Below are 26207 nucleotides of genomic sequence, written 5' to 3'. Positions count from 1 at the left end.
AAAAAGCTTCACCGGTTCACTCCACCTTAACCTTAATCTTAGTGTTAACGGCTTTTGTGTGGATCGACTTTGAATCGTTCCACACCTGTGAGCAAATCTCGCGCCACATTCACCAGATTCCCTAACGCTTGTGAAACCCGTCCGCACTCTTGAGAAGTTTCTTGAGCCGTCAATTCCACCGATTGCATAACCTGAGCCACCGCTCGTGAGGTTTCCGTTTGTTCCACCGTATCAGCCGCAATGGAGCGCACCAACACATCAATCCGGTTATTAGTCTGAATAATATCTTCCAGAGACTTCGCCGCTTCTTTAGCCAAGTTTGTCCCTTGAATAACCTGTTGCGTTCCTTCTTCCATCGCTTGCATTACCCCAGCCGTCTCACTTTGGATTTGCAAAACAATTTGCTCAATTTCTTTAGAGGCTTTAGCCGCCCGGTCTGCCAACTGTCGGACTTCATCCGCAACAATGGCAAATCCGCGACCAGCTTCTCCAGCACGAGCGGCTTCAATACTGGCGTTCAACGCCAGCAAATTGGTTCGCGAGGCAATTTGGGCAATCAAAGCAACAATCTTAGAAATCTCTTGGGAAGATTCCGCTAATCGTTTGACTTTTCGCGTTGTTTCTGCTACTGTTTCTCGAATTTCCAAAATACCGGTTACCGTTCTCTCTACCGCTTCTCCACCCCGGCGAGCCGTATCGTTGGCGGAACGGGCAACCGCTTCCGCTTGACGGGCACTTTCCGCTACCCGTTGAATCGAGTCGGTCATCATTTGGACTGAATTCAGGGTGACAGCCAGTTCTTCCGCTTGTCTCAAGGCATCTGCGGCTAGTCCCCGTGCAAAGGCTTCACTTTCTGCCGAACCTTTGTTCACCTGCCGAGCTGCTACCGTTACCTGTTGCACAATTTCCCGCAGGTTTTGAATGGTGAGGTTAAAGGAGTCAGCAACCGCTCCGAGTACATCGGCAGTCACTTCCGCTTGAACCGTGAGGTCTCCACGAGCCGCTCCTTCTACATCGTCGAGTAAGCGAATAACTTGCCTTTGTAGATCTTCTTTGGCTGATTCGTTTTCGGCCGCTTTGCGTTGGGACTCACTCATGGTCGTCAGCACATTTCTGGCCATGATGTTAAAACTCTCTGACAAATAGCCTAGTTCATCTTCGCCATAGACGGTAGCTTGCGCTCCCAGTTGGCCAGAAGCTACTTTTTCAAATTGGGTTTGCAGCTCATCCGTGGTTTTCCTAACTTGATTAGTAACTTTTCTACTTAATACATATGTGGTTGCACCGGATAAGCCACCGGGTAACAAGATCATGGCGAGTTTACTAAAGGCCTTAGCATCACTTGCTGTAGCATAAATCACGGCAGCAATAGCAAAAGCAGAACTCAGACCAGTGGCGATCGCGCTATAAAGATTTTTGGTCATCAGAGGAGCATTATCAAAAAAGCTCAATAATCCCTGATCCACAGATACACTAGGTTCTACTTGTCGTTGGGACTTGCCCGCAAAGGTAGGAATGGTATTCGTATTACTAGAGATACTAAACATCTCCTCTTCGAGTAATGCAGAATTATCATCACTCGGATCGAAGTCATCATCAAGTTGGAGTCCATGATTGTTCATACCATTCATGGAATTGCCATTAAAGGACTTATCCTTAAAGTCACTGGAGAAGTCGGACGACGGTTCATCAAAACCAGAAAACTCATCCAGCACTTTATCATCAAAAGCATCAAATTCATCCAGAAAGTCTACCGCCCCATTCCCATTTTTAGGCGCTGAGAGATCCGCATCCGTATCAAATTGATCGATATCATCATCAAAGCCAAAACTTTCCGTATGCAATCCCGATTGAGTTTGAAACCCCGATTCAGTAAACTCATCGGTGACTTCTGAATGAGTTCCATTCGTGTCAAAACTATCATCATCTCCAATCCCCTTCCAGAGATGACTATCCGATAGGGTTTGATCGCCAGCGATCGCACTCTTACGACCATTTTTACTCAGAGATAATTCAGCCCCCCTTTCCTGATGTCCATTCATCGAGTGAGACGATCCACCTACAAATAAAGTGGGACTCTCACCCATGGTTAATCCTCGATCTTGTAAATCCTCTGGAGTTAAATCTTGGTCATCATTTTCTCCAGAGTTTTCCCGATGAAAAGCCTCATCTCCATCTGGAAATTCTGATGGATCGAAAGCAATCCCTTCATCTGCTTCAAAGAATCCCCCTGTATCTTCCGTTATCTCTATATCCGTTGCAAATGGAGAGAAAGATTCTTCTACTTCATAGGATTCTTCTTGCACTTCCGCTAAGGACTCTCCACCAAAGATATCATCCTCAAAGTCTTCCCCTTCCTCTTGCAATTGTTCTAGGTTTTGTTCCGCCACTGTAAACGGATCGTCCTCATCAGCCAAGTCTTCATCCCAGGAACTCTCTTCTGACTCCACCAAGGAAGCATCTAATGATTCCATCTCCCCATCTTCCATCATGCCATTGGCACTAATCAGGTTAGAGTCATCTAAATCATCTGACTCACCCACAGCAGGATTACCGATCATTTCTGTATAGATCTCGTCGGTTTCTTCCCCATCTCCATTGAGGTCTAGATCCTGCCATTCAGAGGCAATTTCTTCTTCATTGATATACTCGTCCTCCATGGGGGGAATTTCGCCCGTCTCCGTATTTACCTCTGCACTTACAGTATGATAGGTTGAGAATTGATCGACATCCGCTAATCCTTGGTGAGCATAATCCATGAATACCTCATCGGAGGTAATGGCTAAAACAGATTCATATTCTTGTCTTGCTACCGTATATTCTTGTAATCCATAACAATAAATATGACCTCTTAATAAATGAGAATTGGCATCCTCTGGAAAATGTTCAACTAAGTGATCGATAATTGAGGCGGCATCTTCATAGCGCCCTTGAACGTAAGCGGTTTCTGCTTGCTGATATTCTGTTGCATAATCCATCCCATAACCCCCAAAACAGATAGTGTGACCAGTGGTAAAATTAAGCGACTAACTTGACTCTATTACGATCGCCGATTGATTAGCCCGGTTATTGATCGCTCGGCTTCAAGGTTATCCCAATTTTAAGCTGCCCACCTGGCCGATCGCAAAATAGCCACTTGGTTGAGGAGCCATAAATATTGGTTATTTTCCTCATCAATGACCCATTCTCCCCGCACAAACGGCTCCATGGTATCCGCAACATTGGTTGCTCGTTGCAGTTGTTCCACATCTAGCCAATCCATACCTCCCATCCGATCTATGGCCAAACCTAACATAGTATCTTGGTCTTCGATCGCAATTACCGGCAGTTCTGAGCGATCAGTATTTAAGGGAGTCTGCTCCCCTAAAAACTGTCCCAAGTCAGCCACCCAAATCACCCGCCCGCGAATATTCATCGTTCCTAACAACAGGGGAGAAACATTAGGAATAGGCGTAATGCGATCTGGGGGAGATTCAAACACCTCCTTAATGCCAATAGCACTCAGGGCCAGTTCATGGCCAGAGGGCAGAAAAAATCTTAGATGTAATTCTCCCTCCGGGTTTTGCAGCTCCTGAAATTCAGTGACTTGCTCGGAGTTAAACTCATTTAAAAATTCCGAATTACCTACCATAATCTTGTCGGTTTAGGGGGTCTGGGCAAACAGGTCAAGGATAGTGATTAGCTGCGGAGCAGTTGTTTAACCGTTCCTACCAACTCCGTCGGCTGAAAGGGTTTGGCGATGTAAGCATCTGCCCCTTGTTTCATCCCCCAATAGCGGTCAAATTCTTCTCCTTTGGAGGAACACATGACCACAGGAACATTTTGGGTTTTGGGGTCAGCCTTGATGCGACGACAGACTTCATAACCATTCATCTGGGGCATAACAATATCCAAAACGACTAAATCGGGTCGATGATTTTGAATATTGGCGATCGCTTCTACTCCGTTGGTGGCAGTGGTGACATCCAGTCCACTATCTTTGAGTAGATCTTTAATCATCTCTCGTTGGGCGGGGCTATCTTCTACTACTAATACGCTACTCATAGGGTTATCCTACACCTTGGCTATCGTGTCCTAGATTTTGGGTTTGATGGTCTAACGAACGAGACTATGGGCCCATTTGTTCAAGTATCTCTAATTTATCGAATAAAGGGGCATCTCTGGAGACTGAATCAATTTTTTAGGACTGTGCGAGAGGGGGAAACGAGTTGCTGGGGTTGGTCGTGTCTCCAGAGGGAGGAGTTAGGGGGTCTAAGTCCAGTTCCAAGGCGATCTCATCATCCAGAATGCGATCGGGTGAAGGATCAGCACCTCCTCCTTTTCCAATATATTTTTCCAGCACCATTAACAATTCCCCTTGGCCAAAGGGCTTGGTGAGATAGTCCGTTGCTCCGACCATCCGCGCTTTCAGGCGATCGATAAACCCATCTTTGCCCGTGAGCATAACAATGGGAGTTTGCCGAAATAGGCTCGATCGCCGCAACATAGCACAGATCTCATAGCCATCCAATTCTGGCATAGCAATATCACACAAAATCAAGTCGGGCTTGAGTTGAAACACCAAACTCAAGGCCCTAAGAGGATTAGTAATCCCTGCAACTTCATAACCACTGGTTTTGAGAATCTGTTCAACGGCTTTACATAAGGCTACCCCATCATCTATAAAAACCACACGGGGAGGACGAACTGGCTTCAGTTCTTCCGGCATCCAATCCGGGTCGGGTTCGCTCAGATAAGCCAATTGCACCCAACCTTTTAGCACAAAAGGATACATGGCTTTGGCAACGGTGAGCATATCCCCATTTAAATAACGAGCAATTTGGCGGATGGAGGTTTGTTTGTTCGCCCAAGAAACGAGTATCTTAAATCGCTTTTCATTCAGGTTTTGGCTGAGTTCTTGGGCATCACAGAGGACTGGACATTGATCGGGAGATTGAATGTGAGGATGGAGTTGATTCCATTCTTGAACTTGTTTAAGAACTTTGGTAACTAAGGGGCCAATTTCTAGGGGAATCAGTTGGGGGGCTAAGGGAGGGCCGAGTTCAAACATAAACGATCCATTATGGAGGGAGAACAGATCGAAGAGGGTCTCTTGAACCATGCTTCTAATAATACTTCTTCCTTGGGCGGGGGTGAGACTGTGGTTTTCCAGCATCGCCCATAGGTAACCGTATTCAGGAGCATTGGTAGCCGCAATCGTGGGAACCTTAATCGGATCGAGGGTAGCGGTGACTCCATAGTGATGGAGATGGTGATGCAGGCGTACTAATGAGCTGTCTGCGTCTGAACCCGCATAGATGATTTTGCCATTGGCAAAAAAGACAAACCAACATTGAGGGGTCAGACGTTGGGGGGGTTCGCGGCGATGAAAATGGGGTTGAGGACTATAGCTCTCAACACACAATTCTCCGGTGCGCTGTCCCAATTCAATGAGTTGGAAAATGCTGCGAATATCAATCTCGCTTAACTGTCCCTGCATTAGGTGTTCATTACGTTGGTTACATGCCGCTATCGCTTGAATCCAGGCTGAATCCTCAAACTAGAACCCACTGCCCTAATGCTATTGTAAGTCCTACCGATGGCAGGTATTCCCCTGGCCCTCAGAATAAGAGAAGGCGGTTAATAACGGGTGGTGAGTTTTAAGCTAAACTAATGGCAATGGGAAATAAACTGGATAATTATCCCTTAGCTTATCCTGGTTAATGGCTAACGGGGAGTGGGTAATTGGGCCCTCAGAGAGTAATAAGTTTTGTTAAGCGGTTGGTGGGCCCCCATTCACAACTCGGAGGGATTACAGGCCCAGGTTACATTGACTGTAATAAAATGGCTAAAAAACCTCTGCCTGATGCCCAATTTCAGGGATGAGGTCAAGGTCAACCTAGGCAGGGAGTTTTCCTATTTTGGCTAGAGCAGTCAAAATTAAAGTAAAGATCAGGGATACTTTACCCCAGGATCGGTTGATTGATGGACGCATAAACGAGGACTATCAGCGTGCTTTATTTAGCGGAAGTGCAAATCCAAAAGGGGTTCATGGGTAATAAAACCATGATTAAATTGCTGGCGTGTCAGCGCAGCGAACAGAATTGGAGTTCGGTCTCGGAAGAATTGATTGAACTGGCAGAACCGGGAACCTTGAAAGATGGAGCGCTGGTTTTGGTAGAGGTGGCGAATAAGAAGATTCAACGCCCCCCTCAAGATGCGGCTCGTCCTTTGATTGGAATTTTGCAGAAGTTTTCTACCCTTCAAGGTAAGTTTGAAGGCCAAGAAGAGGAGATAGAGCAATGGAAACAGTCCCTGACGTTTCAGGCTCAGGAGTTGAATCGCCGGGAAATGGAGCTAGTGGCGCGAGAGGATGAGCTGGTTCAGTTGGAGGAGGAGGCGGAAAAACTGGAGGAGAAACGGGGGGAAATTGAGCGGTTATCGGAGGAAGCCCAGCGACAACGGGAGGAGTTTGAACGCAAAAGCCAGGAATTGGAAGGAGCTTGGGCCCATTTGCGAGGGGAGCAAGAACGGCTGGAGGAGCTGAAGGGGGAACTGTCGGCGGCAACGGTTCTGGATGACGAGAAAGCGAGCCAAATTCGCCAGTCTTTACAGTCATTGTCAGAGGCTGTAGCGCCGACGGAAACCCTGCGCGAGGCGGTGGGGCAAATGACGGCGGCTATCTCTGAACAGCAGCAGGTGCTTGACGATCTTTGGCAAAGACTGGAGGAGTCGAAGGGGCAAAGGAGTCAACTGGAGGGGGAGGTGAATGATTTAAGGATTAGGATTGATGGCCGTTGGCAAGAGTGGAATGAGGCGCAAGGGGTTCTGGAAAGGGCGCAATTTGATTTGAGGACTCAAGAGAGTCTGTTGCAATTCAAGCGGGATTTATTGCCCCAGATGCAAGGTCGATTAAGCGAGACGGAGCGGTTGTGTGAAGAGATTCGGCAGTTGTCGGATGCGGCGGGTATACCGACGGTGACGGTGGATCGGCAGGCGCTGGAGAATATGCCCATTGATGAGCTACAAGAACGGGTGGGGGAATTGGAGGAAGACCTGAGACGGGCTTCGGGGTTTGTGAGGGATCAGGAGGAGGAGTTACGTTTTCAGTTGGAGGCGATTGATGAACTGAAGCAGAAGATCCAACAAGCGAGTGAGTACGATCGCCTCAGTTTAGAGACAGAGTTGGCAAGCGAGCAAGAAAGTTATGATTTCCTGAATGAATCGTTGGTGGGTTCTCGTCGGAATTTGGCGGAGCGAGAAGTAGTATTTAAAGTCCATGAGAGTATTCTCCGCCAACGACAAGGCTTTCCAGCCGAACCGGGTCAAGAGGCCCTGCTTGATTTTGGCCCGGTTTTGGAGGGGGCCCAGAGTCAACGACTGTTCCTGTTAGAGCAGGTGCAAGGGATGGAGGGGGAAATTAGCCAGATCCAAGGGGCGATTCGGGCAGCCCAGGAACTGGTAAATAGCCAAATGGCCGAGCAAGAAAAGAAGCGCAATCAGATTAAGGAGTTGGAGAAAACCTTGGCGGGGCAAGAGCAAAGCTGGTTAGAAGCGAGGGGTAAAGTGGGAATTTATGAGCAAATGCTCCAACCTCTACAGGATCGATTGGCCCAATATGGAGAAAAAGTGGCGCGACTGCAAGAGGGGATTGGGGGGATTCAATCGGCTAACGATCGCCAGTTACAGGCGATCGCCCAACTTCAGCAAACGGTTACTGAGCTAACCCAGTAGGGCGAGGGGACTACAGAAGCCTCTCCAAGGCGCGTAGGATCGCCCCACTCTGGAAGTCGCTGGTTTCATGGGGTTTATCCGGGGACTGCCCGATTGGTTAGGGGTGGAAGGTTGTCACCCTAAGCCAAAATCGGTGGGTGCAACGGGTTCAATGTCCGGATCGAATCCCCCGACTTGATTGGTGCGGAGCATCCAACAGACGGCTCCGCGATCGAGGAAGGTTTTGGTGACTGCATCATGGGCTAGTTTGGGTAGTAGCGATCGCCAACTGGCTAAGGTACTATAGATCATTTTTGCGGGTTGCTCGATGGCAAATTGTCCCAAAGTGTCCCGATCCGATCGCCAATCTTCCCTGACAATCTTTAAGGGAGCCAACTGTTGCTTTAAGTGGGGGCCCAATTGCACAAGCTGCCCAAACCGTTGACTTTGCTCGTGGTTAGGATTGGCTTCTAACCACCGTTGAATTTCCGATTGTCCCTGGAACTGCTCTACTGTCCGGGAGATCGCCCGATATAAGGCTTGAGATGAATCTTGAGAGCAGGAATTGATGGGGGTGACAAAGGTGGTTCCTGTACCATCGCCAATGCGGTAACGAGCGGCCATAATGTCTAATTCGAGGATGATGTTATCGAGAACGGAAAAGCGCAGGCCGTCAAAGTTATAGTCATCGGTCAAGGGACTATACTTAATCAATGTATCGCCAATGGGACGGCATCCCATCCATCCCCATTGGCGATCGCCGCTATAGCGTTCCCAAGACAAGGAACCGGCAATAATGCCATCGGTGTTATGGGTATAGATTTGCCGATATTCAATCTCAAATTTCAGCATACCGGTAAAGGGATCTTCTACCACATGGGCGATCCCATAGGCAAAATGGCCAAAGAAGATGCCCATGGGGGCAAATTCAGCTTTTTGGCCGCCAATGCCACCATAGAGATGAATCAGTAAGAGGCGATCGCCCGCATAAATGCCCCGATTGCTTAAACTGGCTTGATTGGGGTCATTCACCAATAGCACTTTAGAAATTGTGCCTTTTTTGGTGGCTAAATTGGCCCAACAGTCCCGGTCAATATAGCGTTGGGTGTCCCGTTTCCCTTCAATCATGCGATCGGCAGTTACTGTAAACAGACTCGCTGGAGCCAAGGAAAGCACCACAAATTCCCCCCGATCGTTTTTGGCTCCCGTAATTCGCCATCCTTGGGAGTTGACTGGGGAGAGTTCGAGCTGATAGTTAGTGGAGGGAAAGACCCCATTGCGATCGGCTACCACAGAGGGAATATAAACGGGTTCCTCTGGGCCGTCAAAGCGTCCCGACTGGGGATTATAATGCTTCACTTGGAAGCGGTCATCCCCCAGGGGGCCTAAAATGGTGACGAATCCTTGGAAGCGACCGGAAATTTGCACGGGTTCCCGGCGAATGACGAGGGTGGGACGTAATCCTACCTCTTCCAGCACGACCACCGGCCCTGATAATTTCACCAGTACGTCATCTACTGGTCTTGCACCGGCTAATGACTCTAAGGGGGTGACCGCTAACCAATGATTGAGGCGATCGGGATGGACATTACCCTGCTGTTTGCTCACCCGCACCTGATCGACAAAATGTACATCTTTGGTCACTTCCTGGAACAAAGCGGCATCGGCTGGATCGTCACTCCAGCGTAAATTTACTACTTGACCGATCAAATATTGATATCTTTCTTCCGTATGGTGAACTTCAAACAAAACTCCGCGCAGGCGCTGCCGTTGATTCGCTTTTGGCAGTAATAGCCGTCCCATCCAAGTCCCCACTGGTTTATACAACTGGCGATTAACTGTTTGCTCCAGGGGATAATAGAACGGATAAGTCTCTGGTTGATTAAATAACACACTCCGATAGCGCTGATAATTACTCATCGCCACTTCATGGGGATTTGTGCCCATTGTCCAATCTTCTAAGAGGATACCGGTCATTAAATCCACGGTTTGATCTAAGTAGCTGCGCCCATCAGGTAAGAAAGTATAATCATCTAACGGCCCCGTCGGCCCATCATGGCCCACAGGCCCCAAATTAATCAAGCTAATTTTGCCGCGACGTTTCGCCCGATTCCAATTCGATTGCACCATTAGGGGCCAACGTCCCGGAAACAGAACTGGCCCCAAGCGCTCCACATTATCCTTTTCTCCCACTAGATGATAGAGATGCTCGACTTCCATCGCTCCAGTGTTTCCACTAATTACGCCTGCTAGAGAAATGACTTCAATTGGTGCTGCTGTGGCTCCATAGAGATAGGAAACTGCCGCCATAGACATTTGTCCACCACCGCTATAGCCAATTAGGGTAATCGGGGTTTTGCTCTCTACTTGATAGCCAAAGTTAATCAGACTCTCGAATAAAACTTGAGCCAGTCCTTGGTTTTGAATGGGGCCATAACGAGGGTCGGCGGCTACGGCTACGGCTACAATATTACGAACATTGACGATAAAACCAATGGGACTATCGGGAGTTTTGAGTCTAATGGTGTCAATAATGCGCCAGAAGAAGGCGAAGGGACGATTTTCGGTTAAGGAGCGATTGGTAACCGAATAGGGCATAATCCCTTTAACAATGAGGATATTGTCGGGAACTTTATCGGCTAAACGATTGAGGAGCTGTTCGACATCGGGTAAGTATTCGTAGGTTCCTTGGGATATGCCATCTAAATAAATGACATAGCGGGATATTTTTGTAGAAGTGGAGGCTTGACGAACGGGGGTTCCGGGATAGCTGAGTTCTTCATCGCCATACCAGCCAGCCCACCATCCGAGGCTTTCGGTGGGGGTGAGGATGATGGCAAAGCCTAGGGCGATAAAACTAATAATACTCAGATCAAATATTAAATCAAGGGTTTTACTTAAGGAATTATACCAATTGGCTAGGAGTTGATAGGATGAGGGGGAAAGTAGGAAGGATAGTATGATACCAATGAAGATGGCGATCAGGATTTTGGTGTAGCCGGGTAGTGATGTTTTTGAGGAGGTTGATTGGGATTTTTCTGTGACCCAATTGGCTTTTTTCCGACCTTGATATCCGGCTCTGATTCGGTTTTGGAGTTCGGCTTTACTAAGAACCAGTTGAGTGCCAGCGACTGTATTCATCAGCCAATGTCCGAGGGCGGTGATGGGACGGCCAATGGTACGCTGGCATAGTTGGTGGAATAGCCATCCTAAAACGGCGCAGCTAAAGGCGGGCCAGGTGTCGAGTTGGGTGAGGCTCTCAAAGCTAACGATAACGGCTAGGAAACTCCAGATGGAGAGAATTACGCCGATGGGTACGCCTAGGTAAGGGATGGCGACGAGGAAACCCAGCATTTGAGGGGCATAGCTGAGTCCAATGATGGGGGCTACTTCCCCAAATTCGAGGTTGAGGCTAAAGATGAGGTTACCGACAAACCAAATGCTTAGAGACCAAAATCCATAGGCGATCGCAAATAAAAAGGCGGCAAAGGTTAAGCTTAAGCCAAAGCGAATCGGTTTAACTTGGTTAATGTAGAGAACAATCGATTGACCGATAGCCTGAGCCATGCCCGCAGCCAGTACCACTAGCAGGGCGACTCGTCCCCCTAACGGTAAGGTATTGATGAGTTCAAAGGCTTCTGGGTTGAGGGTTAATGCACTGCTTACGAGATGCCAAAATTGATCGAGGGCGGTATCAGTCATGGGTTCTTAAGGGTGGGGCCCTATGGCCCGTTGCATCCTGGATGATTTCGGCTCCGATTGTACACTGAGTTGGTAACATGGGAGTACCAAGTTGAGAGCTTCAGATTTATTCTATTGTTTTGGGGGCGATCGCCATGAGTGCTAATTCACAAATTGTCGGTTATTTTCTCGAAGAAGCTAAGGAACATCTCGATACGATTGAACAAGGACTGTTAGACCTCCAGTCCACCATGAAAGATCAAGAAAGTCTGAATGAATTATTCAGGGCTGCCCACTCAGTTAAGGGGGGCGCGGCTATGTTGGGCTTTAGCAGTATTCAGAAAACCTCTCACCGACTTGAGGATAGTTTTAAGATCCTTAAAGAAAATCCGAAGATTGCAGTTGACCATAAGCTAGAAAATTTGTTTCTCAGTGGCTTTGATGTGCTGCGAGATTTGCTCGAACGAGTGCAGGGGCCTTTTGGACTTCGGGATGATGAAGCGAAACAGATCCTAGATGAAGCTGAACCGCGTTTGTTACAACTGCAAGCCCATCTAGAAAGTCTTGATAAGGGCGGGCCGGGAATTGCGGAAGATGTCACGCCTCCCCCTCCGAAGAAAGCGCCTGCGCCTGCACCGGTCACCAGTTCTGATTTTCCGCATCAAGTTACCCGCGTTTTGCGAGAAATGTTGCAAGTGTTTAAGCAAAAGACGACCCCCACGAATCGTCAGCAATTGGAGGAAATTTGTACTGGGCTTTTGAATTTGGATGAGCAATCAGGGGAATGGATCTCTTTGGTAGAAACGGCGCAAACGGCGATTGCTAATACCCAAGCCTCCTATGAAACTTTAGCCCCTTTGGTGATTAAGGAGTTAAAAATAGCTTCAGAGTTAATTAATGTGGGTCGGACTCAAGAGGTCAAGCCTTCTCCTGAATTGGCTCAATTAGCGGCATCCGCAAGGGCTAAACGAGTAGCCATTAGTCTAGAACCTCAAGCGGCGGCTCAAGTGTTGATGGCTTCTTTCAATCACAAGCAGTTACAACAGTTACTTGTGGCTCTGAAAAAAGGTGCGGCTTAAACTAACCCCTTGGTTGGCTCAGGTCTTTTGTTGTTCTGTTTCTGGGTCGAGATTGAGTTCGGGGGATTTTTGAGTAAAGAGTTGGAAATATAAGGAACGAATTCCTTCTTTAAGGGGAAAAGCTAAAAAGGTAATGGGGTTGATGGTGACTATAATATTGCGACTGTCGGCTTTGGCTTGATGCATAATTTGTGCAGCGACCCATTGGGGAGATAATACTCCAATGGGATTGAGGTTACTTTTGAAGGGGCCTAATATGAGTTTGCGGATAATACAAGGGGCATCCTGACGGCGCAGGGTGACTAGATCGCCGATGGTGCGCTTGCTGAGTTCATACAAGGGACTAAAGGCGGGAGAAACTTCGGCTTCGGAGGTGTTGACCCAAATTTCTTTACAGGCCATATCTCGGTTGGTGTGTATGGTGTTGAGGAAGAGTTCCATTAAGCGCCAAGTGGAGAAGGCGTTAACTTGATAGGATTGTTCGATGGCCTCTGGGGTGCGATCGCCATGAACATTAATGCCATGGTTGAGAATCAGGATATCAATTTTTTGTAAATGCTCTTGTAGTTCGGACTCTTTCCCGACTTGCCAAGGGAGGGTAGGGATAGCCACTTGTTGATCGTTAACTGTAATTTCAATCTCTGAGGTTCCAGAGGTGAGGGCGATGGGTTTTGCCCCTTGTTGATGTAATTGATAAAGTAGCGATCGCCCCAAGGCTCCAGAAGCACCGGTTACTGCTACGGTTTTCCCCTTCAAAGATAAAGCTGTTCCCATAATCCGATCCAAGAATGTAAATGTGCCGCAAAAATAAGCATTCTGATTATCAAAATGATGCCGCCAATGATAACTGCGATTGACGAGGGTGTGACTGGGAATGGCATCAAATGCCCCCGGACGGTGGGTTGAGTCTGTCCATTTCTCCATTCCGGGAATGCCTGTACCGCGCCCCATGGCAGTCAATAGAAAGGTCGCTGAATAGATGATGGCAGCTCCTACTCCCCAAAGCTGATCGTTGAAATATACAGCACCAATCAATCCTAAACTCGCCGAGACGAGCATGACCAAGCTTTCTGGTACATCATTGTACCAATGGGCCTTTTGATAAATGTCTGTACTGACTGGGTTTAAATCGGGGCGAAATACGCGATGATGCCATACATGCAAGCGGTAGAGGGGTTTCCAGACATGGGCTAGGGCATGATAAGTATCGCGGACGCACTCCACGGAGGCGATCGCCAGTAAGCCCCAGCCTAGACTCAGCCAGCTCAACCGATCGAGAGTATTCATCCACTCTGCCCACAGCAGACCATCGAAGGCAAACAAGAGCAGAACGAACCAACTAAACATAGACACTCCTACAGACCAGCAAATTTGTTCCTTAGCAAGCATAAATGCTCTAGGGGTTTCTTCCCAGTGTACAATTGCTTTCTCATTAATCACCATTGAGTTTAACAATAGATATCTGCCTAAGATTTATCGGGGAAGGGTTCAAAGAATTCTACAATGGGATGTTGACTCTTACTGAAAAACTCCAGGTTAGGTTGTGAAACTCTTTGTTTACCATACGCCCGAATTAACCCCTACCGATCGTTTGCCCGAATGCGCGATCGCCGTTGACGTTCTCAGAGCCACGACAACCATTGCCACAGCTCTCTACGCTGGGGCAGAAGCGGTACAAGTCTTTAGCGATATGCAAAAGCTAATGGATGTGAGTAGCCAATGGCCCCAAGACCAGCGCCTGCGGTTTGGAGAGCGCGGTGGGGCAAAGGTGGAAGGATGCGATCTGGGCAATTCTCCCTTAAGCTGTACGCCAGAGGTGGTCAAAGAAAAGCGTATTTTTATGAGTACAACCAATGGTACTCGCGCTCTACAACGAGTGGAAGCAGCCCCAACTGTTATTACCGGAGCCTTAATTAATCGTCAGTCAGTGGTGAACTATATTACTAGCCACCAACCGGAGAGTATCTGGATTATTGGATCGGGATGGGAAGGGAGTTTCTCCTTAGAAGATACGGTGTGTGCTGGGGCGATCGCCCATAGCTTGTTAACGGAATTTACCCTCGCTTCTCCTGTCTCGGAAGTCAATGATGAGGTAATCGCCTCTGTAGCCCTCTATCGCCAATGGCAAGAAACCTTAGTGGATCTGCTGCAACAAGCCAGTCATGGCAAGCGCTTACTCGGTTTAAATGGTATGGAAGATATTGAGTATTGCGCCCAACTCGACAGCATCAATGTTTTACCCATTCAAAAAGAACCCGGAGTTCTAGTTTCCCATCATTAATCATTCGGAGGAACTGATGAAAGCCATTGTCATGACCGCTTCTGGAGGCAGCGAGGTGCTACAACTCCAGGATGTGCCCGAACCTAAACTTGAGGGCGATCGGCAACTGCTGGTTCGCCTCAAAGCTGCGGGAGTCAATCCCATTGACACCAAACTGCGCCAGCGAGGAACGTTTTACCCTGATCGAATGCCCGCTATTCTCGGTTGTGATGGGGCGGGCATGGTCGAGGCGATCGGTTCAGGAGTACAAAACTTTAAAGTGGGTGATGCCGTCTATTTTTGCAACGCTGGACTCGGCGGGCATCCGGGAAACTACGCCCAATGGGCCACCATTGACGAACGCTTTGTTGCCCACAAACCCGCCTCCCTTAGCTTTGCCGAAGCGGCGGCCGCACCCCTAGTATTAATTACCGCTTGGGAATCCCTCTATGACCGCGCCCGGCTGCAACCGGGGCAAACGGTTCTCATCCATGCCGGTGCAGGAGGAGTCGGCCATGTGGCGGTGCAACTGGCCAAACTTCAAGGGGCCTCGGTTTGCACCACAGTCAGCTCCCCAGAAAAAGCCCAGTTTGTCCAATCCCTAGGGGCAGACCGAGCCATCTTTTACAAAGATACGGACTGGGTGCAAGAAACCCTCAACTGGACATCAGGAGAAGGGGTTGATGTTGCCTTCGATACTGTCGGCGGGTCAACCTTTGCCCAAACTTTTCCCGCCGTCCGGGTTTATGGCCATTTGGTTAGTATTCTTGCTCCGGCGGCTGATACCCACTGGAAAATTGCCAGAGATCGGAATCTAAGCATTAGTTTAGAATTAATGCTCACCCCTATGCTGCAAGGTTTAGTCTCTGCCCAACAAGATCAAGCCAAAATTCTTCAGCAGTGCGCCCGTTTGATCGATCGCGGAGATTTAAAAATCCATTTGGGCACAACCTTTGCCCTCAAACATGCCTCAGCCGCCCATGAACTCTTGGAAAAAGGTTCAATGATCGGCAAAATTGCCCTGTTGATTGAAGAATAGGTTAAATGTTGCAAATTTCCTCTAGATCTAGACCCTAGCGTGTAGCGCTATACTGGGCAAGGTGTTGGAGTGAATTGTAGAATCTATGCCTTATCCTGTCCCCCCTCAACTTCCGCCGGTTGTTCATGCTATTCCCCATCAAAGTGTCAGTATTGCCGAGTCAACTGAAGGACTAGATTGGGCAGCTCCTGCACCCATGGCTATTTCCGCAGCTCAAGAGAGTCCTGAAGCCGTTTCAGTTCCAGCCGGGGGGGCTGTTGAACCGGAACAGTTAACTTGGGTGGGTGGGGAGATGGATGCTAACATTTCTCCCCCAGAATTGTCTTCTCCCGATGATGAACGCTTAGTGGCGAGTAATGAGGCTTCAGCGTTAGGGGGTGAGTTGTCGGTGAGTTGGGAGGTCAAGGGGAGTAAAGATCCGAGTCTGGAACCGATGACTGAGCCGGAATTACCACCGATTCCCGATCTGATTTCCCCATGGCAAACTACCCCAGCTTCTGAGTCGATAGAAGAAGGGTTATCAGAGAACCGGGGAACTCTTGCCCAAACTCCTGCAATGGAGGCTCTTCCAGCTTCAGAAATTATGCCCCTTAACCCGGATCTCCCTGAGCCTATTTCTCCTAGAGAAAGGGAGATTCCTGTGGAAGAGGCGGAACCGGAAGCGGTCGAAATCCCTATTGCTCCTCCGGGTCAAGAGTCGGTGATTGAATTAACCGCAGATCGCCAGGAATTTGACGATCAACGGCAGATTTTTACGGCCGAAGGTAATGTAGAAATGGTTTTTGATGAGGCGGTTTTGCGATCGGATAAGTTACAGGTTAACCTGATGAACCGTTTGGCTCTAGCGGTGGGTAATGTTTCTTTAGTCAGTGGCGAACAAATTTTATTAGGGTCTCGCTTTCTCTATAACTTTGTCCAAGGAACGGGAACGATTGAAGAGGCGAGGGGTGTAGTCTATATTCCTACGGCTGGAACAGATTTTAATTTGACCGGTGATAACTCGGGTTCCCAAGCTTTACCTCCGGGAGAGCGCATTATCTTAGAACAACCGCCCACGGATGTTAGGGATGCGGGAGGTGTGATTATTAATGTTGGTGGGGGGGGGAGTAACAGGGCTAACACTAGCGTTCAACAAGGGGGACAGGTACGACGGGTGCGGTTTGAGGCCGAACGGTTGGATTTTACTCCTGAAGGTTGGCAAGCGGTTAATATTCGGTTTACGAACGATCCCTTTTCGCCGCCAGAATTGGAGGTACGAGCAGATCGGGCCCAGTTAACGCGCATTTCTCCCCTAGAAGATGAGGTTTTAGCGACTCGTCCCCGGTTGGTGTTTGACCAGCGCGTAGGGGTTCCCCTGTTGCGCGATCGCCTGATCATTAGCCGAGAAGAGCGCGATCCGGCGATCGCCAACTTAGGCTATGATAGCCGCGATCGGGGCGGTCTATTCATTGAACGCAGTTTTGAAATCATTGAAACTCGCCGTTTTGCCCTCCGTTTAGCCCCCCAATTCCTGGTTCAACAAGCTCTAGGCTTCTCCAGTGATAACCGAGATGACGAGAATGTATCAGCAGAAGATTTACGAACTGATTCGTTTTGGAGTTGGATCGGTTTACGAGCTTCTTTTGACGCTAAGTTAGCCTCTCAAACCAATTTGCAAGCGAATGTCAGTTTAGCAGGACTCAATAATACCGGAGATACAGCTAGGGCTAATGTACAATTGCAACACTTAATTGCCAATCATACCTTAAGCGCCGAATATACCTATCGCAATCGATTTTATAATGGCTCCCTCGGCTTTCAAACCGTCGATCGCAGTGTCGGAGTCGTCTTTGCTTCACCCATTCAGTCCATTGCTGATACGGGAATTTTTCTGAATTATCAAGCCAGTTTCCAAAACATCTACGCCCCGACAGATCGCCTAGAATTACTGGATTTGTCAGATTTGAGTAATGACCGAGTAACCTTAAATCGTACCCAGATCAGTGCTACCGTCCGCCGTCCCTTTTCTCTGTGGAAAGGAGAACCTTTACCTGCAACTCCTACAGAAGGACTCAAATATACCCCTAAACCCGTAGTTCCTTATGTACAATTTTTAACGGGATTGACCGGAACGGCCGGATTTTATAGTAATGGCGAAAGTCAATCCTATGTGCAAGGTTTAGTCGGATTTCAGGGACAATTTGGCCATTTTTCTCGCTCTTGGCTGGACTACACTGGGTTTAGTTTGCTCTATTCCCAATTCATTCCCACGGGAGAATCGCCGTTTCGCTTTGACCGAGTGGCGGATGTGCGGGTTCTACAGCTAGAACTTAATCAACAACTTTATGGCCCCATTCGCGTTGCCGCTCGTGCTGGGTTTAATCTAGATACAGGTAAAAGTATCAGCACGGATTATATGATTGAATATAGTCGCCGCACTTATGGCGTGACCTTTCGCTATAATCCAGAGTTGGGTTTAGCTGCTCTTGGATTTCGCTTAGGTGATTTTAATTGGAGCGGGGTGAGTCAGTCTTTTTCAAGTCCCAATATTCGCCAAGCGACTCCAACCGTAATTCAATCTTTCTAATTTTTAAGTACCCATTATCCATTCTCCCATGACGGCATCAGCAAACCCATGGATTACTTTTCTGGAGAGCATATCGGCTGGGCGAAGTGTCTCCGAGATGCGATCGCTCTCCTATGTTCCGGCTTTGCTGATTTACTATAGTTTTGATTTATGTGGCTATCAGGTGCAGGAATGTGTCTATCGGTGGCTCGATCGGTTTAAGGGGGATTGGCTGCGGTTGGCGATCGTGGAAGCTTTATATCAAGGCCGATATAAGATGATTTCTATTGAGCAAATCTTATCGCTTTGGCAAAGACGAGGACAACCTATCTGTCATTTTAATCATGAATTTGAACAAATTGTCTGTAGTAAGTTGCCGGAAGATTTATTACCTTTAGAATATCTAACGATGGCTATAGAAATTTCCACTCCTGTCTATGATTTACCTCCCCAAGATCGGCAACAGGAGGTTAATATAGTCTCTGATGAGGATGAGTCTGAACAGAGTTTACCGATCCTAGATGAGGCTATTACAGAAGCCGAAAATACTGGCGATCGAGCGATCGCCGTTGCCTTAGAATCGGAGCAGATCGATGAGGACTCCCATCAACACCCCATCGATCAATTATCGCCCCCTTTACCGACTTCTGAGTTTTACGTGAAACTGCAAGCTTTTGCCCATGAGTCTCCCCCCAGTTGATGGCATCCAGGGGAGTCATCCGGTTTCTATTCCCATCCCCATCTCCTACCCCCTCGATAGCCTTTTCTGCCCTGGTTGCGTCCTTGTCGTCCTCGTTCATGAGCAGAACTGACAATGGTATTGTATTCTTCTATGGGTAAATGTTGGGGTTGGTAGGTTTCACCAGTTTGACGATTTAAAGTGGAGACAAAAGAGCGTAAATGATTGCGAGAACCCTGCTCTAAATTCTGATAGAGTCGCTTAATATCGGGGTTTTCAGTTTGACTGCTCCTCTCTTGTAGATCGGCAATATCGAGTTCTTCAATTTCTGCACCCACTTTGAGGGCATCCGCCAGGGAACTCTGACCGGTTCTGAGCAGAGAATTGTATAATCCTTGTAAATCTGGATTGGTAAAAACACCTGGGTTTTTACCAGCGATGGGATCGTTGAGTCCATAACGGTTGAGGACGCTAAGAACAGCGCTCATATGCCGAGTTTCGCTTTGGGCGATATTGTCAAAAATGGGCATTTGCCAACGTCTATATAGAGCTACATAGATATCATGGGCCAATTTTTCCTCTTCTCGCATATAGAGTAGTCCTTCTGTTTCGGAAGAACTGAGATTGCCCAAAGCTAGACGAGGGGTTGAATGCATCATTGGCTTCACCTCTGATAGGGTTTGTGGGGGATCGATCGCAGATAACGAATTCGGGTTAGGTAAGTTGGTGGTTAAAGTCAAGATTAAAGGCCACATCGGATTCACTCTTTTATATAGTTTAATTACTATTTAGTAGTATAACTAAATAAAAGTATTTTGGGGACAGTGTGGGAAAGAAATTAGGATACAGGGGCTTGGTGCTGTTATCTGGCATAGGATTAATCTATGGGTTAGAGTTGTCAACGGATTGATTCAGTAGCACAATCGGTTAAGATGCCTGTATTGAATGGTTTTAGTGTGGCTCTAATGAAGCGCTTCTTAGTTTCCCTGTTATTATTGAGTCTGTCTATCGTTGGTTTGCTCAGTGGTTGTACTGTGCCTCAAGGGAGCGCCCAAGAGCGGCTATTTTTGCCTTTATCGGTGGAATGGGTGGGAGAGGTAACCCTAGGGAAACAAGAGTTTGAGGGAACGATCGTCGGCGGGTTATCGGCGATCGCCTACGATCGATTAGGCGATCGCCTCTATGCACTTTCCGATGACCGCAGTCTCCACAGTCCTACTCGTTTTTATACCTTTAATCTAAATCTCGACCCCTTTCAAATCGACCTAGAAACCGTTACCCCCTTAAAAACCCCTGAAGGTACACTTTATCCAGAAAATACCCTCGATCCAGAAGGGTTAGCCCTCACCCCCAACCAAACCCTACTCATTGCCAGTGAAGGCATACTCGACCAACAGATCCCCCCAGCCCTAGCTGAATATGACCGGGAAACCGGACAATGGCTCAATCAGCTTCCTATTCCTAGGCGCTATATTCCCGATGCTCTCGGAAAGGAGCAACAAAAGGGGGTACAAAATAACCTAGGGTTTGAGTCCTTAACGACTAACCCTATCGGCCCGGTTCCCACGAGAGGGGAACCCTTGCGGGTATTCGTTGCCACAGAAGCAGCCTTAACCCAAGATCGAGATCCAGAAGCCAAAGAATTATTCAATAGCAGAACGCGGTGGATGCATTATCTTCTCAGTGAAGGGCCACCCCTGCTCGTTTCCGAACACCTGTATGAACTCGATCCCCCTGAACCAGGTATCATCTCCCAAGGATTAACGGAAATTTTGGCCCTAGATGAACCCGGATATTTTCTCACCCTAGAGCGCTCTTTTGGTTTATCGGGTTTTCAGTGCAAACTCTTTCAAGGGGTTACCGGAGCAGCCACTGATATTTCTAATGTTCAATCTCTGAGAGGAACTCTGGGAGAATTGAAGGCGATTCAGAAACAATTGGTGTTAGATTTAAACACTTTAGGTATTTCCCTAGACAACCTAGAAGGGATGACCTTTGGCCCCCATTTTGCAGATGGTAGTCCCAGTTTAATTGTGGTCAGTGATGATAATTTTAATGCCGATCAAAAAACGCAGTTTCTGTTATTTCGTATCCTCAGTTAAGGGACAAAGCACTTGGCGCATGTGGCGCATATTTGCGGGCAATTCAATCTTCAAGGCTTGTTCAATTAAGGGTGCAGGCACGGGAAAGTTGGGGGTGGCTTGAACCGCATAGCTGACCAGGGTTCCTTGTTGATAGTCTTGAAGATGAAGATAGGCGAGAAATTCGGAGAAAGATCCTTTGAGAAGTTGGAATTCTATAGCTTGGTTGAGAGTTTCCCGGATTTGTAGATAAATTTCTACTTCTATACGCCATAGAATAAAGTCTTTGATGCCTTTTTGATAGAGTTGTTGGTTTTTGGCTAAGACTTGACTGTGGGTAATATCGGGAAAATAATTGACCCATTGGGGATAGTTAGTGACTTTTTGCCAGCATTGTTGACGACTCAGGGGGAGATAGAGTTGGGCAATCGCACTGCCTCCTCCTAATCCCCAGGGTTCTGTTTTGACAGCAATGTGACCGTCACTTAGAGAGGGAGAGGGTTGAGCGTTGCAGGTTTTGGTAATGTGGTTGATCCAGGGGGTGGCTCGATTCATAATTATCGATTCAATCTTAAGACGCTGAAAGGGGTAGCTGACTAATAATTTGGCGGTGATATTCTGATTCGCTCATTAACTCTTGGGTGCTGTCTACACGATCGATAAAGAGTTTTTCATCGAGATGAAGTTTTTGAGTGTAACTCAAGGGTAATGGGCTGATGCACAACTGAGGATAATATAAATGAATGTAACAGGCGATCGCCTAAAATTGCCGCAAAACCATTACAGTTCTGAAAAAATTCGGTTTATTGTAAAGAATTGTAAAGAAATTTTCATGAATCTTGTGCTAGATGCAAACAAAACTTAAGATTTGTCCAGAAGCTAATGATGTATAGATAGACCCAATCCCTATCTACCCCATCAACCCTTAGAACTCTTGGGAGTATTTTTAACTATGGCATTTCTCAAAAACTTACTCGGCGGCAAAAAAGACAACTTTCAGATTCAATTTGATGACAGCCCAAAAACCGAGACTAAACCGGTAGCCACTGCTGCACCTGCTGCACCTGCGCCTGCACCGGCTAAAACCTCTGCTCCAGCGAAGAAAACTAAAACCAAAACCTTCAGAAAAGCAACACAGCAAGCAGCGAAACCAGAAGCCCCTTCTGTGCCTGCACCTGCACCCGCACCAGCGCCGAAACCGGTGGCACAAACTAAACCGGCTCAACCCGTGGTAGAAGGAGGGTTTGCTACCAAGTATATGAATACGGGATTAGGGGAAACTCTGAGTCGCCGTCGTCCTGGAGCCAACATGAAAGGCTTTTTAGAGATGGCACGTAAAGCCAAAAATTAGAATTGGGTAGGGTATAGGGAATAGGGAAGAGGCAATTTCTCCCCATCCCCCCATCCCCATCAATGCCCGATTAAGTCTATGACAGCATCAATCAGGGTTTCATCATGGAAACTGCTTTTGGTGAGATAATAATCTGCGCCCGCTTCTAAACCTTGAATTCGGTCTTCCTCGCGATCGCGATAGGAGACAATAATGACAGGAATATCGTATAAACGGGGATGGCTCTTCATTTGCTTCACCAATTCAATGCCATTCATCCGGGGCATATCAATATCACTAATCACTAAATCATAGGAATTCGTGCGAATTGCATTCCATCCTTCCATACCATTGACTGCGGTATCCACCTTATAGCCGCGATTTTCCAAAAGCTTGCGCTCCATCTCCCGCACGGTAATCGAATCATCAACAACTAAAACCCGTTGGCGCTTGTCTCCCGGAAGATTCTGAGTTTCATTTCCTACTCGGATCAGTTGCCCCGTATTAAGAATGGTATCAATAGATCTGACCATATCCGAGATATCTACAATTAAAATCGGCGATCCATCTCCCATTAAAGACGTGGCACTAATATCAGGGACTTTACCTAAGCGGGGATCGAGGGGACGCACGACTAAATCCCGTTCCCCTAAAAACTGGTCTACCACTAAACCATAAGTATGGGGCCCATCACTGAGGATTGCCACGGATAACGCCCCTGAATTAGATAGGGGTGGAGCTAACTCTAGAACTTGATGGGCAGCAATTAAGCCAATATGCTGTTGGTTCATGGTGAAATATTGGCGATTTTCGACCTCGGAAATCTCTGATTTGTCCAGAGTTATAATTTGATCAATGCGAGCTAGGGGAATGGCGTAGGGTTTGCCGGAAATTTCTACGAGCAAGGTGCGAACGACGGAGAGCGTCAGGGGGAGTTGGAAGTGGAAACTGGTTCCTTTCCCCGGCTGGGATATGGCCCGCACTGTTCCCCCAACTTCCTGCACCATACTTTTAGCTACGTCTAAACCGACACCACGGCCAGAAATTTCGGTCACTTGTTGGGCGGTGGAAAATCCGGGTAAAAAGAGAAACTCCATCAGTTCCGTATCGGTGAGCTTGGCGGCGATTTCGGCATTGGCTAGATTTTTATTGATGACTTTTTGGCGTAACTGCTCTGGATCGATGCCTTTGCCGTCATCGGTAATGGTAATCGCCAGCATTCCCCCACGGTGCAAGGCTTCTAGGCGAATTGTGCCTTCGGGAGCTTTACCGGCTGCGATCCGTTGTGCGGGGGGTTCGATGCCGTGATCAGTGGCATTGCGGAGAATATGGGTTAAAGGAGCTTCTAGTTTTTTAAGGATGTCGCGATCGACGGGGGTGGCTTTACCGAGAATTTCTAAGCGTACTTGTTTATTGAGTTTACGGGCTAAGTCGCGAATCATACGGGGAAAGCCTTGGACTCCATCGACAAAGGGACGCATGTGGGAGGTGATCACTTCTCGATAAAGGCGATCGGAGAGGTTGGCGGTGCGTTGGGCATAGAGTTCTAGTTCTTCTAGGCGATCGCCTAAAAAATCCAGACATTCCTGTTCCTGGCTTCTAGCCTGTGCTAAAAGTTCCTTGCCTTCCTGCTCATAAATCCCATGTCCTAGGCTATCCTCCAACTGCTCTAGGGTACGAGATAGATGTACCATGCGCCGTTTCAAGGTCATCATCGAATCAGCATAGGGCTGTAGCCAATTGGCTTCAATCAGAGATTCGCCAGCTAATCCCATGATCCGATTCAAGTTTTCAGCGCTAACCCGAACGACGCGATCGCTCGTATGGCTCTGTTGTTGAGGGGCTGGACGAGCCGTCCCGTCAGATAACCGCAGGGCGATCGCTCCCTCACCCGAATCTTCTGGCAAAGGAGAAGACGGAGCCGATTCCACCAGAGATGAAGGTTCAGGAGTAGCAACCAGCACCGAACCTGACTTCTGGCTTTTGGGTCTATCCCCAGGGTTTAAAATCCCATTGACCTGTTGTCTCGTCATTTCTATAGATGAATATTGCCCAGCTAACCAACGGGCTAATTCATCATTACTAATATCACAAACACTACCCAACCCATCCACCCCTTGCAATAAAATATCCACATCATCGGCAGTTAGAACCAGGGAGCCATTCTGAGCCGCCACAAAACAATCTTCCATGACATGGGCAAGATTCACAAATGCATCGAGTCCAATAATCCGAGCTGCTCCTTTAATCGAGTGAGCGGCTCGCATCAGTTGCTCTAAAGCTTGTGTCGATTGAGAATGACTTTCCAAAGCCAGTAAGCCCTCATTTAAGATCGCCACCTGTGCTTCTACTTCCAAACGAAAGATGTCAATCATCGACTCATCGCCAGTTAGGGTTAGGGTAGGCGCTTGGGGTGTCTGGGTGGGTTCTTCACTGGGCGCAGTTGGAGCATCTGGGTGCTGGGCAGACTCGGCGCGACTCTCTAGAAGAGGTTCGGGTGTCTGGGTGGTTTCTTGACTTGGGCGAATCTCCCTATTGCTGTCTAGAGAAGCTTCTGGCTCAGGCGATCGCGAAGCTAACAATGCAGCAATTCCCCGTTGAGTAATGCCCACATCCCAAGAATGCTCAGTCATCCAATGTTCCAGATCGGCTCCCTCTACTCGACTCAAGGCTAAGAGTAAATCCCCAGCATGAAGCAAAAGATCGATTTGCTCATCACTCAAAACAACGGTTTGCTCTTGAGCAGCAATGAAGCATTCCTTAAGCAGTTGCGCTAGATCGGCTGTATCTTGCCGTTTGACGAGGCAAGCTGCGCCCCAAACGGCATGAACAGCTTGAATCGCTTGCCCCAGTTGTTGCTTCGGTAAGGGTTGAGTTTTAAGTAAAGGAATGACTGGTTTGAAGAAGTTGACTTGAGTTTCCACTTCTTCTCGAAAGAGTTCCAGTTTTGAGTAGCCGCTCATGATGTCAATTAAAAATTAAAAATTTTCATGTCGGCGACAGCCGAAAAAATTAAAAATGGGTCTGGGGGATGAGTAGGGGCGAAAAATTTTTCGCCCCTACAAAATTTTATGATTGAGGGTATAGAAGAGCAATTCAGAATCGAGATAATTCACCTGTTTCCCTTGCCAGTGAATAATACCCTGAGTATAGGCTTGGGTGGCTTTGGTAATGACCACGGGAGCATCCCGTAATTCCTTGAGGGGGAAGCGGTAGACTCCATGAACTTCATCGACAGGAAACACCCACTTATCGCTTCCTTGTCCAGCAACCATCATGCGCTGGGTTTTGGTGGGGGATTCTAGGAGGGTGGTTTCTAAGTGTAATAAATGGCTGAGGGAAGCACAGAGCAAGATTTCACCGCGAATGTTAACCAGTCCTAAAAATAGCTGATTACTGCGATGGGGTAGGGGTTGAATGGTGCAGCCAGAGGTGACTTCTTGGAGCATTTTAACGGGAAGGGCTAACCGTTCATTACCGAGTCGGAAGATAATCACGGAAATGGTGTCAACGGTATGGATAACGATGTCATCGCCTTCGATGTCTTCTTGGGCGATCGCCGTTTCGGCAAGGATATCCCGCCACTCATCTAGGTAATTGGGGGGCGGTTCTCTCTCCAGTAAGCTGTCCCCAGCTTCAGTGTAAACGGGGCATTCATAGCAATGGATAACGGTTTCCAATTGACCGCAGGAGCGATCGCCCCTGACTCCAATTTGATTCCAGCAGTCATACCAGATTAGATGTTCTTCGATTGGCTGAGTTTCTATCATCGGGGAGTGGGGGAGTGGGGGAGTGGGGGAGTGGGGGAGTGGGGGAATGGG

19 protein-coding genes are annotated in these 26207 nt (G+C 47.9%); 8 read left to right on the top strand and 11 right to left on the bottom strand.

Annotated features, from left to right (window positions below; translation table 11 throughout):
- Nucleotides 1-44 precede the first annotated feature (44 nt).
- From AC3FZD_RS13210 to AC3FZD_RS13195, 4 genes are all read right to left on the bottom strand, one after another.
- Nucleotides 45-2978: a methyl-accepting chemotaxis protein gene (locus AC3FZD_RS13210; protein WP_488736479.1), complete on the bottom strand. Its 2934-nt coding sequence runs from the start codon at nucleotides 2976-2978 to the stop codon at nucleotides 45-47.
- A gap of 122 nt (nucleotides 2979-3100) precedes the next feature.
- Nucleotides 3101-3631, bottom strand: coding sequence for a chemotaxis protein CheW (locus AC3FZD_RS13205; RefSeq protein WP_488736478.1), 531 nt, complete (start codon nucleotides 3629-3631; stop codon nucleotides 3101-3103).
- A gap of 47 nt (nucleotides 3632-3678) precedes the next feature.
- Nucleotides 3679-4044, bottom strand: coding sequence for a response regulator transcription factor (locus AC3FZD_RS13200; protein WP_488736477.1), 366 nt, complete (start codon nucleotides 4042-4044; stop codon nucleotides 3679-3681).
- 136 nt (nucleotides 4045-4180) lie between these two features.
- Nucleotides 4181-5479 (bottom strand): response regulator, encoded by a 1299-nt coding sequence (locus AC3FZD_RS13195; protein ID WP_488736476.1) that lies wholly within the window; start codon nucleotides 5477-5479, stop codon nucleotides 4181-4183.
- 512 nt (nucleotides 5480-5991) lie between these two features.
- Between AC3FZD_RS13195 and hmpF the strand changes: the two genes are divergently transcribed.
- Nucleotides 5992-7713 carry a pilus motility taxis protein HmpF gene (gene hmpF, locus AC3FZD_RS13190; protein ID WP_488736475.1) on the top strand — a complete coding sequence of 574 codons (1722 nt, stop codon included), beginning with the start codon at nucleotides 5992-5994 and terminating at the stop codon, nucleotides 7711-7713.
- A 114-nt stretch (nucleotides 7714-7827) separates the two neighbouring features.
- Here hmpF and AC3FZD_RS13185 read toward each other — a convergent pair whose 3' ends face one another.
- Nucleotides 7828-11394 carry a Yip1 family protein gene (locus tag AC3FZD_RS13185; protein ID WP_488736474.1) on the bottom strand — a complete coding sequence of 1189 codons (3567 nt, stop codon included), beginning with the start codon at nucleotides 11392-11394 and terminating at the stop codon, nucleotides 7828-7830.
- Nucleotides 11395-11528: 134 nt separating this feature from the next.
- Here AC3FZD_RS13185 and AC3FZD_RS13180 point away from each other — a divergent pair, with 134 nt between their 5' ends.
- Entirely contained in the window at nucleotides 11529-12452 is a 924-nt protein-coding gene (locus AC3FZD_RS13180; protein ID WP_488736473.1) for an Hpt domain-containing protein, read from the top strand.
- Between the two features lie 18 nt (nucleotides 12453-12470).
- On the opposite strand, the gene AC3FZD_RS13175 is transcribed toward AC3FZD_RS13180, so the two are convergent.
- Complete coding sequence (locus AC3FZD_RS13175) at nucleotides 12471-13721, bottom strand: bifunctional sterol desaturase/short chain dehydrogenase (RefSeq protein WP_488740340.1); 1251 nt, start codon at nucleotides 13719-13721, stop codon at nucleotides 12471-12473.
- 274 nt (nucleotides 13722-13995) lie between these two features.
- Here AC3FZD_RS13175 and AC3FZD_RS13170 point away from each other — a divergent pair, with 274 nt between their 5' ends.
- From AC3FZD_RS13170 to AC3FZD_RS13155, 4 genes are all read left to right on the top strand, one after another.
- Nucleotides 13996-14733 carry a 2-phosphosulfolactate phosphatase family protein gene (locus tag AC3FZD_RS13170; protein WP_488736472.1) on the top strand — a complete coding sequence of 246 codons (738 nt, stop codon included), beginning with the start codon at nucleotides 13996-13998 and terminating at the stop codon, nucleotides 14731-14733.
- A 16-nt stretch (nucleotides 14734-14749) separates the two neighbouring features.
- Nucleotides 14750-15751, top strand: coding sequence for a zinc-dependent alcohol dehydrogenase family protein (locus AC3FZD_RS13165; RefSeq protein WP_488736471.1), 1002 nt, complete (start codon nucleotides 14750-14752; stop codon nucleotides 15749-15751).
- An 85-nt stretch (nucleotides 15752-15836) separates the two neighbouring features.
- Entirely contained in the window at nucleotides 15837-18317 is a 2481-nt protein-coding gene (locus tag AC3FZD_RS13160) for a DUF3769 domain-containing protein (RefSeq protein ID WP_488736470.1), read from the top strand.
- A gap of 28 nt (nucleotides 18318-18345) precedes the next feature.
- Nucleotides 18346-18996 (top strand): hypothetical protein, encoded by a 651-nt coding sequence (locus tag AC3FZD_RS13155; RefSeq protein ID WP_488736469.1) that lies wholly within the window; start codon nucleotides 18346-18348, stop codon nucleotides 18994-18996.
- Between the two features lie 26 nt (nucleotides 18997-19022).
- Here AC3FZD_RS13155 and AC3FZD_RS13150 read toward each other — a convergent pair whose 3' ends face one another.
- On the bottom strand, nucleotides 19023-19730 hold the full coding sequence (locus tag AC3FZD_RS13150) for a DUF2202 domain-containing protein (protein WP_488736468.1): 708 nt from the start codon (nucleotides 19728-19730) through the stop codon (nucleotides 19023-19025).
- A gap of 177 nt (nucleotides 19731-19907) precedes the next feature.
- On the opposite strand from AC3FZD_RS13150, the gene AC3FZD_RS13145 reads away from it, so the two are divergent.
- The gene (locus AC3FZD_RS13145) at nucleotides 19908-21077 is read left to right on the top strand and encodes an esterase-like activity of phytase family protein (protein WP_488736467.1); all 1170 of its coding nucleotides are present in this window, start codon (nucleotides 19908-19910) and stop codon (nucleotides 21075-21077) included.
- Here the strand turns inward: AC3FZD_RS13145 and AC3FZD_RS13140 are convergent.
- Both AC3FZD_RS13140 and AC3FZD_RS13135 read right to left on the bottom strand, forming a co-directional pair.
- On the bottom strand, nucleotides 21057-21611 hold the full coding sequence (locus AC3FZD_RS13140; RefSeq protein ID WP_488736466.1) for an SRPBCC family protein: 555 nt from the start codon (nucleotides 21609-21611) through the stop codon (nucleotides 21057-21059). The two genes, AC3FZD_RS13145 and AC3FZD_RS13140, sit on opposite strands and share 21 nt — an antisense overlap.
- A gap of 16 nt (nucleotides 21612-21627) precedes the next feature.
- Nucleotides 21628-21759: a hypothetical protein gene (locus AC3FZD_RS13135; RefSeq protein WP_488736465.1), complete on the bottom strand. Its 132-nt coding sequence runs from the start codon at nucleotides 21757-21759 to the stop codon at nucleotides 21628-21630.
- A 249-nt stretch (nucleotides 21760-22008) separates the two neighbouring features.
- Between AC3FZD_RS13135 and AC3FZD_RS13130 the strand changes: the two genes are divergently transcribed.
- Nucleotides 22009-22407 carry a hypothetical protein gene (locus AC3FZD_RS13130; RefSeq protein ID WP_488736464.1) on the top strand — a complete coding sequence of 133 codons (399 nt, stop codon included), beginning with the start codon at nucleotides 22009-22011 and terminating at the stop codon, nucleotides 22405-22407.
- Nucleotides 22408-22466: 59 nt separating this feature from the next.
- Here the strand turns inward: AC3FZD_RS13130 and AC3FZD_RS13125 are convergent, their stop codons facing one another.
- Both AC3FZD_RS13125 and AC3FZD_RS13120 read right to left on the bottom strand, forming a co-directional pair.
- Nucleotides 22467-25349: a response regulator gene (locus AC3FZD_RS13125; protein ID WP_488736463.1), complete on the bottom strand. Its 2883-nt coding sequence runs from the start codon at nucleotides 25347-25349 to the stop codon at nucleotides 22467-22469.
- Between the two features lie 96 nt (nucleotides 25350-25445).
- Nucleotides 25446-26156 carry a chemotaxis protein CheW gene (locus tag AC3FZD_RS13120; protein ID WP_488736462.1) on the bottom strand — a complete coding sequence of 237 codons (711 nt, stop codon included), beginning with the start codon at nucleotides 26154-26156 and terminating at the stop codon, nucleotides 25446-25448.
- Nucleotides 26157-26207 lie beyond the last annotated feature (51 nt).

The sequence above is a fragment of the Roseofilum sp. KMC-1 genome (genome assembly GCF_057802075.1).
This window is presented reverse-complemented; position numbering and strand designations above follow the sequence as displayed.